The sequence below is a fragment of the Simplicispira sp. genome, assembly GCF_028687295.1.
Lineage (GTDB): Bacteria > Pseudomonadota > Gammaproteobacteria > Burkholderiales > Burkholderiaceae_C > Simplicispira > Simplicispira metamorpha.
This window is the reverse complement of record NZ_JAQUAL010000079.1, coordinates 1-14,769: the sequence shown is the minus strand read 5'-3', so window position 1 is coordinate 14,769 and position 14,769 is coordinate 1. Positions and strand designations below refer to the sequence as shown.

Genomic DNA, 14,769 nt, shown 5'->3' with positions numbered 1-14,769 from the left:
CTGCCCAAGCCGCACGATCCCTTCATCGACCTGGTGCCCGGCAGCTTTGGCGTGGCCGGTATCAAGCTCACGCCCAAGCACTACGCCTACCTGAAAATCAGCGAGGGCTGCAACCACCGCTGCACCTTCTGCATCATCCCGTCCATGCGCGGCGACTTGGTATCGCGCCCGGTGGGTGATGTGCTCTCCGAGGCCAAGGCGCTGTTCGAGGGCGGCGTCAAAGAGCTGCTGGTGATCAGCCAGGACACCTCGGCCTATGGCGTGGACGTGAAGTACCGCACCGGCTTCTGGGACGGCAAACCCGTCAAAACGCGCATGCTTGAACTCGTGCAGACGCTGGGCGAAATCGCCGCACCCTACGGCGCCTGGGTGCGCCTGCACTACGTGTACCCCTACCCCAGCGTGGACGAGGTGATTCCGTTGATGGCCCAGGGCCTGGTGCTGCCCTACCTGGACGTGCCGTTCCAGCACAGCCACCCCGATGTGTTGAAGCGCATGAAGCGCCCGGCCAGCGGCGAAAAGAACCTGGAGCGCATCCAGCGCTGGCGCGAGGCCTGCCCCGACCTCGTCATCCGCAGCACCTTCATCGCCGGCTTTCCAGGCGAGACCGAAGAAGAATTCCAGCACCTGCTCGACTTCCTGCGCGAGGCGCAAATCGACCGCGCAGGCTGCTTTGCCTACAGCGATGTCAATGGCGCCGCGGCCAACGAGCTGCCCGGCATGCTGCCCCTGGAACTGCGTGAGGAGCGCCGCGCGCGCTTCATGGCCGTGGCCGAAGAGGTGTCGATTGCCAAGCTGCAACGCCGCGTGGGCGCCACCATGCAGGTGCTGATCGACTCGGCCCCCGGCCTGGGGCGCAAGGGCGGCGTGGGCCGCAGTTACGCCGATGCCCCCGAGATTGACGGCACCGTGCAACTGCTGCCACCCGAGAAAATCAGCAAGCAGCTCAAGGTGGGCGAGTTCACCCGGGCGCGCATTGTCGGCGTGCGCGGCCACGATCTGGTGGCACAGCCCATTTGAGGCGCGCTCGGTGCTTCAAAAAAGTGAGCTGCTTGCGCACATGCGGCGCAGTTTTTACAGTGTTTTGATACTGAAAGCCTTGCGCAGCCAGCGCGAGCAGCTATCTTTTTGATATCAACCGCCGAGAGCACCGTGCGATACAACGGGCGCCGCGCCCACAAAAAAAGGCTTCCCTGGGGAAGCCTTTTTGCTGGGGGTGTCTGCACCGCAGCCAGCGGCACGCGGCCCGTGGGCATTACACGCGCTTGCGGTATTCGCCGGTGCGGGTGTCGATTTCGATCTTGTCGCCTTGGCTGACGAACAGGGGCACGGGCACTTCAAAGCCGGTAGCGATCTTGGCGGGCTTGAGCACCTTGCCGGACGTGTCGCCCTTGACGGCGGGCTCAGTCCAGGTGATTTCGCGCTCCACGCTGGTGGGCAGTTCGACCGAGATGGCCTTGCCGTCGTAGAACACCACTTCCACGGTCATGCCGTCTTCGAGGTAGTTCAGCGAGTCGCCCATGTTTTCGGCTTCGACTTCGTACTGGTTGTACTCGGTGTCCATGCAGACATACATCGGGTCGGCAAAGTAAGAGTAGGTGCACTCTTTCTTGTCGAGGATCACGTTGTCGATCTTGTCGTCGGCCTTGAACACGACTTCGGTGCCGAAGTTGCCGATCAGGCTTTTCAGCTTCATGCGCACGGTGGCGGCGCCGCGGCCACCACGGGCGTATTCGGTCTTCAGGACGACCATGGGGTCTTTGCCGTGCATGATGACGTTGCCGGCGCGGATTTCTTGAGCGATTTTCATAGCATTTGCTGGGGGTTGGGCCGCTCTATGCGAGGGCGGGACGCCGGTGGGCGACCTGTGCCGGTGCATGTTCCGCGGCAGGGATGCGCGCTGCCGGTGCAAACATTGCAATCGGCGCTTTTGCGCAAAGCCCGCCATTTTAGCGTTTCTGCTCGCACCACCCCATGAGCTGGCTGACCAAATCGCTTTGCGCCAGCAGCCGGGTGCGTGCCGCCTGTATGCAAACGGCCCATTCGTGCAGCGTGGCGTCGTCCAGCGATGGCAGTGGCAGGGCTTCTATGCCGTTCCAGGCGGCGTGGAACTGGCGCAGCGAGGGCGGTGCCTGCAACCAGTCGAGAAACGCTTGCAGCTTGTCGTGGTGGGCGTTGTCGTCTTGCGGGTAAATCTGCCAGACCAGCGCTTGCCCGGCCCACAGTGCGCGCACGAGCGAGTCCTCGCCGCGCACCAGGTTCAGGTCACAGGCCCAGAGCATCTCGTCAAACGCGCTGTGTGGCACGGGTGGTAGATATGAAATTGATAGCTGGTTGCGCTTGATTGGCGGGGGCTGGAGGCTGTTTTTGTGCTTTATTTGCACCAGTGCGGCCTGTGTGGCCGCTGTGGCCCGACCAGGCGTGACCAGCAGGCGGGTGGGGTGGTTGGCCTGCGTGCATTGGGCCAGCAGTGCGGGCAGGGCCGGTGGCTCGTAGCAGAACAGCGAAATCCAGTGCCCATGCGCTGGCGCTGGGTTGGCCGCTGTGCTGCGCTCGGCCAGGTGCGCGTGGCGCCAGGCGCTGCGGTCAAACTGCGCCTGGCGCGCCAGCAGATCGGTCTCGCGCAGCAGGCCCCCCGTGGCCGGGGTGAAGCCGGGGTAGAAAAACCACTTCGTCCAGCCCGCCGCCGGGCCGTGCAGCACGGGCGAGGGCAGGGCATGGCAGCGCTCGACATACGATTCGGCGGACAGGTATTCCAGGTTGATCCATACAGGTTTTTGGCCTCTGGCGCCCGCCTGTATTGCGCAAGCAGCTATGAAATCAGGAGTAATTTCGCAGCCAAAGGATTCGACCAGCACGTCGGTGGGTGCATCGTGCGCTGCCAGAGCGCCGCCCCAGGCGCGCACCTGCACGCCCGGGCAGCCTTGCGGCGCCATCCAGTGCAGTGCAGAGGCGTCGTCAGTCCACAGGCGCACCTGCTGGCCGCGCTGGGCCAAGTCCTGTGCCAGGCGCCAGCACACGCCGATGTCGCCATAGTTGTCGATCACGCGGCAAAAAATGTCCCATTGGCGGGGCGGAATCGGGGCGGGTGCGCTGGCGCTGGCAATAGCCAAAGGTGTGGAAGGTGCAGTGGGTACAGTGCTCATGCGCGGATTGTCCATGCCGCTGCCGTGTCGATGCGCCACCCCGCTGCCGGGGCACTGGCACGGTGCAGGCGCGCAAATTTGCACAATAGCGCCATGTCTGAATCGCACTCTGAAGAATTGCTCGCCCAAGTGGCTGCGTTGCCCGCGCTGCCCGGCGTTTACCGCTACTTTGACGCCCAGGGCGCGCTGTTGTACGTGGGCAAGGCGCTGCACCTCAAGCGGCGCGTGTCCAGTTACTTCCAGAAAAACCACGGCGGCACCCGCATTGGCCACATGGTCAGCAAAATCGCCCGGCTGGAGACCACGGTGGTGCGATCAGAGGCCGAGGCGCTGCTGCTGGAGAACAACCTCATCAAGTCGTTGCAGCCCAAATACAACATCCTGTTCCGCGACGACAAGAGCTATCCCTACCTGAAAATCACCGGCTTGGCCGCCCAGGATGGCACCAGTAGCGTGCCCACGCAGGCCTTTGCCCGCATCGCCTACTACCGGGGCGCAGTGGACAAACACCACCGCTACTTTGGCCCTTACCCCAACGGCTGGGCGGTGAAAGAGACGATCTTGTTGCTGCAAAAAGTGTTTCGCCTGCGTACCTGCGAAGACACGGTGTTTGCCAACCGCACACGGCCCTGCCTGCTCTACCAGATCAAGCGCTGCACGGCGCCTTGTGTGGGGCTGATTTCCGGGCCCGCCTATGCGCAGGATGTGGCGCACGCGCAGGCCCTGCTGCGCGGCGAAACCCAAGACCTGCTCAAAGAGCTGGAGGCGCGGATGATGGCGCACTCCGAGCGGCTGGAGTTTGAGCAGGCAGCCGAGCTGCGCAACCAGATCACGGCGCTGGCGCGTGTGCTGCACCAGCAATCGATAGAAACGGTGTCGGACAAGGATGTGGACATCCTGGCCGTGAAGGTGCAGGGCGGGCGCGCGTGCGTCAACCTGGCCATGGTGCGCGGCGGGCGCCATTTGGGCGACCGGGCGTACTTCCCGGTACACATCGAAGACGCCCAGGCCCTGTTTCAGCCCGAGGCCGACGGCGCGGAGGCGGGGCAGGGCGACGCTGCGGATGCGGGTCCAGGCCACAGTGACAGCGAAAGTGAAGGCGCTGAGGGGCTTGACCGCGCAGGCCACCCGGCGCTGCCCACCCCGGCCATAGAAGCCCGGGTGCTGGAGGCCTTTATCGCCCAGCACTATTTGGGCGTGCCAGTGCCGCCAGTGCTGGTGGCCAGCGCGCCCGTCAGCAAAGCCCTGCTGGACGCGCTGAGTGCGCAACAGGGCGTGCGCATTAATCTGGTGCAGCAGCCGCGCGAACAGCGCCGCGCCTGGCTGGAGATGGCGCAAAAAAACGCCGATTTGCAACTGGCCCGCCTGCTGGCCGAGGAGGGTTCCCAGCAGGCGCGTACCCGTGCGCTGGCCCAGGCGCTGGACTTGCCCCAGGACGACCTCGACAGCCTGAGCATCGAGTGCTTTGACATCTCGCACACGGCGGGCGAGGCCACGCAGGCCTCGTGCGTGGTGTTCCACCACCACAAAATGCAGGCCAGCGAATACCGCCGTTTCAACATCGACGGCATTACCGGCGGCGATGATTACGCTGCCATGCGCCAAGTGCTACAGCGCCGCTACAGCAAGGTGGCCGAGGCCCAGCGCGAGGCCGGTGGTATCGATTTTGGCGCCGCTGCGCCCGATGCTGCGGGCACCGCGTCTGCATCGCCCAAAGGCCAAGCGCGCTTGCCCGATCTGGTGCTGGTCGATGGCGGTGCTGGCCAGGTGGCCGTGGCACGCGAGGTGTTCGTGCAGCTGGGGCTGGATGTATCGCGCATCGTGGGCGTGGAAAAAGGCGAAGGCCGCAAAGTAGGGCTGGAGGAGCTGGTCTTTGCCGATGGGCGCGAAAAGGTCTATCTGGGCGCAGACAGTGCCGCGCTGATGCTGGTGGCGCAGATTCGCGACGAGGCGCACCGCTTTGCCATCACCGGCATGCGCGCAGCACGCGCCAAGGTGCGCGTGGGCGGTGGGCAGCTGCAAGAGATTGCGGGCATTGGCCCCAAAAAGCGTGCACGCCTGCTGCAGCGCTTTGGCGGGGTGCGCGGCGTGGCAGCGGCCAGCGTGGAGGATTTGATGACGGTGGAAGGCATATCGCACGCCTTGGCGCAAGAGGTTTACCGCGCCTTGCGCTGAGCGCTGGCAGCGTGCAAGCCTTTCAAGCGCGTTGGCCGTGACACAATCGCGGCCATGTTCTGGACTATCCCCACCATCATGACCTGGACGCGCATCGTCGCGATACCTTTGATCGTGGGGGTGTTTTATGCGCCCCTCGATCCGGCCACGCGCAACCTGGTAGCCACGGTGATGTTCGTCGTCTTTGCCGCCACCGACTGGCTCGACGGTTATCTGGCGCGCAAGCTCAACCAGACATCGTCGTTTGGTGCTTTTCTGGACCCGGTGGCCGACAAGTTTCTGGTGTGCGCTTCGCTGTTGGTACTGGTGCATTTGCAGCGTGCCGATGTGTTTGTGGCGCTCATCATCATTGGCCGCGAAATCGCCATTTCAGCACTGCGCGAATGGATGGCACAGATTGGCGCAGCCAAAAGCGTGGCCGTCCATATGCTGGGCAAGCTCAAGACGGTGGTGCAGATGGTGGCCATTCCCTTCTTGCTGTACGACGGGCGCTTGTTTGGCGCCGTTGACACAGGCGTCTGGGGCACTTGGTTGATCTGGATTGCCGCGGTGCTGACGGTGTGGTCGATGGTGTATTACTTGCAAAAAGCCGTTCCTGAAATCCGTGCCCGTGTGCAGTAAGGGTGTGACCACACAGCCGAGACGTGCTGGCTCAGTGGAGGGATCGCATGGGCCTACAGACAAAAAACCGGGGCAAGTCCGGCAGCAGAGGCAATTGCGACTAGAATCGCGGCCAACGCCACTGCAAAGTGGCGTACTGTATTGACACCTGAATGTCGATGGCTTTCGTTTGAAACGGCAAGTTTTCTGCCCTTATCGCCCGCTTTTTCCTGCATGCCCGGCGCATGCCCGCTCAAGCCATTAGTGCGTGAAAATCAGACAGCCCGGAGACATTCATTCACGCTTATACCAAGAGGCTGCTTGTGAACAAAACCGAATTGATTGAGCATATAGCGAACAACGCTGACATCTCCAAGGCAGCAGCTGCGCGCGCGCTGGAGTCCACGATTGATGCAGTCAAGAAAACCCTGAAAAAAGGCGGTACAGTATCGCTGGTTGGTTTTGGCACGTTTGCAGTGGGCAAACGGGCAGCACGCACAGGCCGTAATCCACGCACCGGTGCAGCGATTAACATCAAGGCTGCTAAAGTACCGAAGTTTCGCCCGGGAAAAGCATTGAAAGATGCGTTAAACTAATACTTGATTCAGGTGGGGTGCTTAGCTCAGTTGGTAGAGCGGCGCCCTTACAAGGCGTAGGTCAGCGGTTCGACCCCGTTAGCACCCACCACCACCGAAACAAAGGCGAACGAAAGTTCGCCTTTTGTTTTTTGTCATTGAAAGATTGACTATGTTTGAATCTATCCGCAAGCATTCCAAGATCGCGATGTTCTTGCTGTTCTTGCTGATCATTCCGTCGTTCGTGCTCGTGGGCATTGATTCCAGTTATTTCTCTGCCGGTAGCCCAGTGGTGGCTCGGGTGGATGGCCAAGACATTACCCAGGAAGAATGGGACAACGCCCATCGCCAAGAGTCTGATCGCATTCGTGCACAGCGACCTGGCGTGGACGCAGCGCTTCTGGACTCCGCACAAGCGCGCTATGCCACGCTGGAGCGTATGGTGCGTGATCGTGTGCTGCAAGCCGCAGTGAAAGAATTTCGGATCACCACCAGCGATGCTGAGTTGGCACGTGCTTTGAACGAAATTCCACAAATTGCTGCACTTCGCCGTGCCGACGGCACACTGGATGTTGAGGCCTACAAGGCCTTGGTCGGTTCCCAAGGGATGACGCCGGAAAGCTTTGAGGCCTCCATGCGCAGAGACTTGGCGGTCAACCAGGTTTTGGGCAGCATCGCGGAAACTGCTTTTGCCAGCAAGGCACAAGCGAACATAGCGCTGGATGCACTGTTCCAGCGCCGTGAGATTCAAACGGTCAAAATCAATCCGGCCGATTACGCTAGCAAGGTGCAGCCCACCGACGAGCAGCTGCAGACTTATTACAAAGCGCATCCAGCACTGTTCCAGCAGGCAGAGCAGGCCACGATCGAGTACGTGGTACTTGATCTGGACAGTGTGCGTGCAGGCATTTCGCTCAATGAAGACGACTTGCGCACCTACTACAAAGAGAATGTCTCTCGCTTGGCTGGCAAGGAAGAGCGTCGTGTCAGCCATATCCTGATTGCCTCTCCCGAAGATGCACCTGCTGCAGATCGCGAGAAAGCCAAAGCGCAGGCGGCGCAATTGCTGGAGCAGGTGCGCAAGAGCCCAGGAAGTTTTGCGGATGTGGCGAAAAAGTCTTCTCAGGATCCCGGGTCTGCGGTGCAGGGCGGGGATTTGGGGTTTTTTGCGCGTGGGGCTATGGTCAAGCCTTTTGAGGAGGCTGCCTTTGCCTTGAAAAAAGGTGAAATCAGCGATGTCGTCGAGAGTGATTTTGGCTATCACATCATTCTGCTGACTGACACCAAAACGCCGCGTCAACCAAGTTTTGATGAATTGCGTGTTTCCTTGGAGGCGCAGTTGCGCCAGGAGCAGGCACAACGTAAGTTTGCCGAGGTGGCCGAAGCGTTCGCCAATGGGGTGTATGAACAATCCGATAGTTTGCAGCCTGTTGCAGAAAAGCTGAAACTGAAGCTCCAGTCTGCTAGCAATGTCACTAGAGTGCCTGCATCTGGTGTATCTGGTGCATTGGCCAACAGCAAGTTTTTGCAAGCCCTTTTCTCTGCGGAGTCTCTGGAGCAAAAACGCAATACCGAGGCAGTAGAAGTCGGTACCAGCCAGCTTGCGGCAGGCCGTGTTGTGCAATACACACCAGCACTTACTTTGGCATTTGATGCAGTGCGCACCCAAGTGCACAAGCTTTACGTGCAAGAGAAGTCTGCCGAGTTGGCTCGCCTTGATGGGGAGGCCAAACTCGCTGCCTGGAAAGCCAACCCAGATGCAGCAAAAGGCTTGTCTTCTCCTATTGTGGTTGCCCGTGATCAGCTACAGGGGCAGCCATCTGCCTTGGTTGATGCGGTATTGGCTGCCAGTGCAGACGTATTTCCGGCTTGGGTGGGCGTTGATCTGGGGGCAGGTGGCTATATCGTATCGCGCGTCAACCGTTTGGTGCCTGCGCCGGCTGTGGATGAGCAATTGATGGCGCAGCGCCAACGTCAATATGTGCAATGGCTGGCGGATGCTGAAGTTTGGGCCTACTATGAGTCGCTGAAAAGCCATTTCAAGGCTCAGATCAAGGTGCCAAAGCCTTCAAACGAAAAAATGTCGGCAGAAAATTAAATTTTTCTTGTAAAGAAGGTTTTTTGACATATAATTTATATCTACGGTGGCTGTAGCTCAGTTGGTAGAGTCCAGGATTGTGATTCCTGTTGTCGTGGGTTCGAGCCCCATCAGCCACCCCAAGTAAATAAAAACCCTGCTACCTGCAAAGTAGCAGGGTTTTTTGTTTTTGCCGGTTGTTGTTTGGAGCGCTTCTGGCGCTGCGCCCTATGTCTTCCCATACCTTTCTCTGGCACGACTACGAAACCTTTGGCGTCAACCCCCGGCGCGACCGGCCAGCGCAGTTTGCTGCCATTCGCACTGATGCACAGTTGAATGAGGTTGGCGAGCCGTTGATGCTCTATTGCCAGCCCGCCAATGATTACCTGCCAGACCCGCAATCGTGCCTTATCACTGGCATCACGCCGCAACTGGCCTGGGAGCATGGCGTGCCCGAGCGCGAGTTTGCCGCCCGCATTGAGGCCGAAATGGCCCGGCCCGGCACCGTGGGCGTGGGTTACAACACCATCCGTTTTGACGATGAATTCACGCGCTTCATGTTCTGGCGCAACCTCATTGATCCCTATGCCCGCGAGTGGCAAAACCAGTGCGGTCGCTGGGATTTACTGGATGTGGTGCGCATGGCCTATGCACTGCGCCCGGATGGCATCGTCTGGCCGACCAAGGAAGACGGTACGCCCAGCTTCAAACTCGAAGACCTGAGCTTGGCCAACGGCTTGGTACATGAGGCTGCGCACGATGCGCTGTCGGATGTGCGCGCGACGATTGCACTGGCCCGGCTGGTTCGCGACAAGAACCCGCGCCTGTTCGACTTTTGCTTCACGTTGCACAAAAAAGACCGCGTGGCTGCCGAGTTGCACCTGCCGGTTACGGCCCTGACGGCACGGCCTTTCTTGCACGTCTCCGGCATGTACGGTGCCCAGCGCGGTTGTCTGGCTGTGGTGTGGCCGCTGGCCAACCACCCCACCAATAAAAACGAAATCATCGTCTGGGATTTGGCCCATGATCCGAGCGAGCTGGCCACCATCAGTACCGAGACACTGCGCCAGCGTATGTTCACCCGCGCCGCCGATTTGCCCGAAGGCGTGACACGCCTGCCCATCAAAACCATTCATTTGAACAAGTCGCCCATGGTGGTGGGCAACCTCAAAACGCTCACACCGGCCCTGGCGCAGCGCTGGAGTATTGATATGGAGCAGGCTTTGCAGCACGCAGCCATCGCCCGCGATCTGCCTGATATGAGCGCTATCTGGCCCGCTGTGTTTGCCCGTCCGGCAGAGCCTGCACTGGATGTGGAGCAGGACTTGTACGCCGGTTTTGTCGGCAACCAGGATCGCTACAGGCTCCATGAATTGCGGGCCCTGTCGGGCGAGGCGCTGGCGCGTGCCAAAGGTAGTTTTGACGACCCGCGCCTGCAAGAGATGCTGTGGCGCTACCGCGCGCGCAATTTTCCGCAGACGCTGGACGAGGCCGACCAGGCGCGCTGGGAGGCGCACCGCGCGGCCCGTTTGTTCGATGGTGCGGGCGGCGCGCGCACCGTGGAGCAACTGTTCACCGAAATCGACCAGCTCTCTGAAACCGCCGATGAGCGTGCCGAAAGTATTTTGGGTGCGCTCTACGATTGGGCCGAGGCCATCGCGCCCGAACGCTGAAGCCGCGCCTTCAGGCCATTTTTAAAAATCCACCACCAGCGACAGCTGCGCGCTGCGGCCTGGCTGGGTATAGGCGTCGGCAACTGTGCTGCTGCTTTCCAGGCCACGCACGTCAGACCACATCCAGTATTTGCGGTTGGTGAGGTTGACGAGGCCGACATTCAGCCGCACATTCTTGCGCAGGCGCCACTGTGCAAACCAGTCCAGTGTGGTGGCCGCTGGCACGGTGATTTGTACCTTGGGCGCTTTGACGGTTTCGCTGCTGTCGATGTCCTGGGCGCGTTTGGCCGCATGGTGGCGTACCACCAGCCGGGTAGACCAGGTGGCGGTTTGGTAGTCCAGGCCCAGACTCAGTTTGGCGGGCTCTACCGAGCTCAGGGGGGTGCCGGTCAATGTGTTTTTACCCCGGGCCTGACCGTAAGAAAATGGCGTGCCCCAGCGGCCACCAGCCCACAGGCCCCAGTCGTAATGCCCTTTGACCTCAAAGCCGTGGATACGTGCCTGGTCGATGTTCACGGTTTGAAAAACTTTGGGGTCGGCCAGCGTGCCTGCGCCCGAGATAAAGCGCTGTTCTTGAATCAGTTGGCTGAAGCGCCCGGAAAACACGGCTACATCGGCCTGCAGCCGGTTCAGGCGGGTGCGCAGGCCCAGTTCCAGATTGCGGCTTTTTTCGGGGCGCAGGTTGGGGTTGGGCGCAATGACGACGTGCTCGGCCAGGTTTTCGTAATAGCCGTTGACCTGGTACGCACTGGGCGCACGGAAACCCCCTGCGTAGTTGCCAAACAGGCTCCAGCCGGGCCGGACTTGGTACATCACCCCCAGTTTGGGCGATACGGCAGAGCCTGAGAGGGAGCGGGCCGGGCGTTTGGCGGGCGGGTAAAAGCCCTCTTGTGTGCGCACATCCACGGTAAACCAGTCCAGCCGCACGCCGGGCACGATGCTCCAGCGCTCGTTCATCCACTCGCTTTGGGCATAGAGGGCACTGCCGGACTCGCGCGTGTCCGGAAAGCGTTTGAGTGGGAAAACTTCCGGCGGCAGGGGGTTGATGCCCGTATAGAGGTTGCTCAGGTCGGCGCTCTGGTAATCCAGGCCGTAGGTCAGCTTGCGTGCCCAGCCGTTGTCCAGGCTGGTCGATTGGCTGGCCTGTATGCCCGCTTGCCAGGTGGTTTCTTCATAGAAAACATCGCGCACACGGTCGGGGTTGCGGTACAGGTCGGACGTTCCCAGCTGCCGGGCAGAGGCACGTTGCACGCCCAGCACCGTGCGCACTTCGTTGGCCAAGGCGGTGTTGATCTGGTAGCGCGCGTCCCAAGTCAGGCGCTGGCGGGTGCTGGTGCTTTCAGCGCGCTCGTCCATCACGGCGGCGGCTTGTTGTGCGGGCGTGCCGCCCAATGGCAGTGGTGCGCGGCTGGAGAGCAGGTTGACGCTGGATTCCTTGTCCACCTGCTCCAGCGTGAATACGTGTTTTTGCCAGCCATCGGGTTGAAAGACCAGCTTGCCCAGCAGGGCGGTATCGCGGTCGTGCTGCGGGTTGGCGGTGGTGCGGCGGGTGTCGGGGGTGTCGATATCGCCCCGGGTTTGCAGGCCGTGGGCCCGGTGTCCGGATGCCGTGAGCAGCCATTGCACCGAATCGCTGGCACGGCCCGCCACGGTGGCGCTGAGGCCACGGCCCCTGTCGTCCCCACTCCAGGCGGTGGAGATGCGCCCGCCCAGCGATTTGGCCTCGCCCGTGCTGGAGTGCAAAAAGTCTGCCGGTTCATGGGTGATGAGGTTGACCAGGCCCGCCAGCCCGTCCGAGCCGTACAGCGCCGACGACGGCCCGCGCAGCACCTCCAGGCGCTTGAGCAAGTCCATGGACAGGTAGTCGCGCCCAAAAGCGTTGCTGCCAAAAATGTAGCTGTGCGGTACGCGCACACCATCGACCAGCATCAACACCCGGTTGCCACCCAACCCCCGGATCTGAAAGCCTGCGTTGCCATCGCGCCCGGTGCTGCGGGCCGGGCCGGTGATGGCAAAGCGCGATGGCCCGCGTGGCACCGACAGATTGGGCAAATCCCGCACGGCATCGCGAATGTCCTGCATGTGGCTGAACTCGGCCTCTTGCTGGTTCACCACGTCCAGCGACACGGGCAACTCGTCGCCCAGTTGTTCGCTGCGTGAGCCGCTCACCACCACCTCACGCAGCGTGGCGGCGGCGTTGGTTGGCTTGTCCTGGGCATTGGCCTGGCAGGCCAGACAAGCCAGCCAGGCCAGTGGAAGGAGTGCGTGCCGGGATGGGCGGCGGGTGCGCAGAGGGTGTGGCATGGTCGGGCCCTGGGTGAGAGAAATGTCTTTCCTGCACGATCGGCAGGGGCTTTTAACAAAGTTTCACGTTAAATGACTGTTTGACATTTATTAAAGAATAACCCCATCATCCGTTCAAATAATGAAGAAACCCCGCTGAACTCTTGTCGCAGCCCGCAGCGGGCACTTTTTAAGGGTAGACCACTACCTGGGCGGCGGCATTCAAGAGGAGTCCCACATGAAACATCACCAGTTGACCCGTCTGGCTGCTTTGGTTTTTTCCACACTGGTGTGGAATGCCGTGGCCCAGCACAAAGAGGGTGCCACGGCCCCGGAGTTGAACTATCAGGCGGGCTCCTCGCCGCTGGCCAACACGCCCATGTACCAGAGCATGAACCCCAATGCGCCCAAGATGACGCAGGTGGAGTTCGACAAGGCACGGCAAACCTACTTTGAGCGCTGCGCTGGCTGCCACGGTGTGCTGCGCAAAGGCGCTACGGGCAAGCCACTGACGCCTGACCTCACGCTGGCCAAGGGCACCGACTACCTCAAGGTGTTCATTGCCTACGGCTCGCCTGCGGGTATGCCCAACTGGCAAACCTCGGGCGAAATGACCGAGGCCGAGGTGGACATGATGGCCCGCTACATCCAGCAAGACCCGCCCCAGCCGCCCGAGTGGGGCATGGCCGACATGAAAAAAACCTGGAAGGTGATTGTTCCCCCCAAGGATCGCCCAACCCGGAAGATGAACAACTACAACATCGCCAACATTTTCTCCACCACGCTGCGCGATACCGGCGAAGTGGCGCTGATTGACGGCGACACCAAGCAGATCATCAACATCGTCAAGACGGGCTACGCGGTACACATCTCGCGCACCTCGGCGTCGGGCCGCTACCTGTTTGTGATTGGCCGCGATGGCCGCGTCAACATGATCGACCTGTGGATGCCCACGCCCGACAACGTCGCTGAAATCCGCATGGGGCTGGAGGCGCGCTCGGTAGATACCTCCAAGTACAAGGGCAAAGAAGGCGATTTCACCGACAAACTGGCCATTGCCGGTGCCTACTGGCCACCCCAGTTCGTCATCATGGATGGCAACACGCTGGAGCCGATCAAAATCGTTTCTACGCGCGGCATGACCGTGGACACCCAGGAGTACCACCCCGAGCCGCGCGTGGCCTCCATCGTGGCCTCGCACTTCAAGCCCGAGTTCATCGTCAACGTCAAGGAAACCGGCAAGACGCTGATGGTGGATTACTCCAACCTGGACGCGCTCAAGATTACCGAGCTGGGCTCGGCACGCTACCTGCACGACGGCGGCTGGGATTCGACCAAGCGCTACTTCATGGTGGCGGCCAACAACAGCAACAAAATTGGTGTGGTCGATGCCAAAGAAGGAAAAATGGAAGCCGTGGTGGATGTGGGCAAGACACCGCACCCCGGGCGTGGCGCCAACTTCATCCACCCGCAGTTTGGCCCCGTCTGGGCTACGGGCCACCTGGGTGACGAAACCATTTCGCTCATTGGCACCGACCCGAAAAAGCACAAGCAATACGCCTTCAAGGAAGTGGCCAAGCTCAAGGGCCCGGGCGGTGGTGCGTTGTTCATCAAGAGCCACCCCCAATCGTCGCACTTGTATTCGGACGCGCCGCTGAACCCTGACCCGAAAATATCGCAGTCGGTGGTGGTGTACGACATCAAGAACCTGGACAAGGGCTATACCGTGCTGCCGATTGCCGAATGGGCGGGTCTGGCCGACGACGGCGGCGCCAAGCGCGTGGTGCAGCCCGAGTTCAACAAGGCGGGCGATGAGGTGTGGTTCTCGGTCTGGTCGGCCAAGGACAAACAGTCGGCGCTGGTGGTGGTGGACGACAAGACGCTCAAGCTCAAGGCCGTGATCAAAGACCCGCGCATCATTACGCCCACAGGCCATTTCAACGTGCACAACACGCAGCACGACGTGTATTGAGTGCAGCGCGCGGCAGCTTGCTGCTGCGCCTGTGCAGTCACACCGCTGGCAGGGTTGGTTCCCGCCAGCGGTTTTTTTTGTGGCCCAGGCAGCGGTGCTGGGGGGGGCTGTGCCCCACGGGTTCTCAGATTTTTAACTACTGAATTGATAGCTGGTAGCGCCCACTGTACGGGCGATAGAGGCCGATTTGACTTGTATTTTTAGCCAAAAAATTGATAGCACACGGCAATCGCTGCCACCACACCGGCCAGTTCGGCCAGCAGAGCGC

The 14,769-nt window shown here is 61.0% G+C and carries 10 protein-coding genes and 2 tRNA genes; 9 read left to right on the top strand and 3 right to left on the bottom strand.

Features of this window, described 5'->3' with window-relative positions:
* On the top strand, positions 1–1,020 hold a 1,020-nt coding region (gene rimO, locus PHX69_RS10195), incomplete at its 5' end, for a 30S ribosomal protein S12 methylthiotransferase RimO (RefSeq protein ID WP_288043600.1).
* Positions 1,021–1,255: 235 nt separating this feature from the next.
* On the opposite strand, the gene efp is transcribed toward rimO, so the two are convergent.
* Positions 1,256–1,810, bottom strand: coding sequence for an elongation factor P (gene efp, locus PHX69_RS10190; RefSeq protein ID WP_056642658.1), 555 nt, complete (start codon positions 1,808–1,810; stop codon positions 1,256–1,258).
* A 139-nt stretch (positions 1,811–1,949) separates the two neighbouring features.
* Positions 1,950–3,146, bottom strand: a complete 1,197-nt coding sequence (gene earP / locus PHX69_RS10185) for an elongation factor P maturation arginine rhamnosyltransferase EarP (protein ID WP_288043599.1) — start codon at positions 3,144–3,146, stop codon at positions 1,950–1,952.
* Between the two features lie 93 nt (positions 3,147–3,239).
* Between earP and uvrC the strand changes: the two genes are divergently transcribed.
* The 7 genes from uvrC (at position 3,240) to sbcB (ending at position 10,246) form a co-directional block, all read left to right on the top strand.
* Positions 3,240–5,321: an excinuclease ABC subunit UvrC gene (uvrC, locus tag PHX69_RS10180; RefSeq protein ID WP_288043597.1), complete on the top strand. Its 2,082-nt coding sequence runs from the start codon at positions 3,240–3,242 to the stop codon at positions 5,319–5,321.
* Between the two features lie 54 nt (positions 5,322–5,375).
* Positions 5,376–5,942: a CDP-diacylglycerol--glycerol-3-phosphate 3-phosphatidyltransferase gene (gene pgsA / locus PHX69_RS10175; RefSeq protein ID WP_119012273.1), complete on the top strand. Its 567-nt coding sequence runs from the start codon at positions 5,376–5,378 to the stop codon at positions 5,940–5,942.
* A 275-nt stretch (positions 5,943–6,217) separates the two neighbouring features.
* Positions 6,218–6,517, top strand: coding sequence for an HU family DNA-binding protein (locus PHX69_RS10170; protein ID WP_374761666.1), 300 nt, complete (start codon positions 6,218–6,220; stop codon positions 6,515–6,517).
* A gap of 15 nt (positions 6,518–6,532) precedes the next feature.
* Positions 6,533–6,608, top strand: a tRNA-Val gene (locus PHX69_RS10165).
* 60 nt (positions 6,609–6,668) lie between these two features.
* Positions 6,669–8,594 carry a SurA N-terminal domain-containing protein gene (locus tag PHX69_RS10160; RefSeq protein ID WP_288043596.1) on the top strand — a complete coding sequence of 642 codons (1,926 nt, stop codon included), beginning with the start codon at positions 6,669–6,671 and terminating at the stop codon, positions 8,592–8,594.
* A gap of 46 nt (positions 8,595–8,640) precedes the next feature.
* A tRNA-His gene (locus PHX69_RS10155) sits at positions 8,641–8,716 on the top strand.
* 87 nt (positions 8,717–8,803) lie between these two features.
* Positions 8,804–10,246 carry an exodeoxyribonuclease I gene (gene sbcB, locus PHX69_RS10150; RefSeq protein ID WP_288043595.1) on the top strand — a complete coding sequence of 481 codons (1,443 nt, stop codon included), beginning with the start codon at positions 8,804–8,806 and terminating at the stop codon, positions 10,244–10,246.
* A 21-nt stretch (positions 10,247–10,267) separates the two neighbouring features.
* Here the strand turns inward: sbcB and PHX69_RS10145 are convergent, their stop codons facing one another.
* Entirely contained in the window at positions 10,268–12,550 is a 2,283-nt protein-coding gene (locus PHX69_RS10145) for a TonB-dependent hemoglobin/transferrin/lactoferrin family receptor (protein WP_288043594.1), read from the bottom strand.
* A 217-nt stretch (positions 12,551–12,767) separates the two neighbouring features.
* Here PHX69_RS10145 and PHX69_RS10140 point away from each other — a divergent pair, with 217 nt between their 5' ends.
* On the top strand, positions 12,768–14,501 hold the full coding sequence (locus PHX69_RS10140) for a nitrite reductase (RefSeq protein WP_288043592.1): 1,734 nt from the start codon (positions 12,768–12,770) through the stop codon (positions 14,499–14,501).
* The last annotated feature ends 268 nt before the right edge of the window (positions 14,502–14,769 follow it).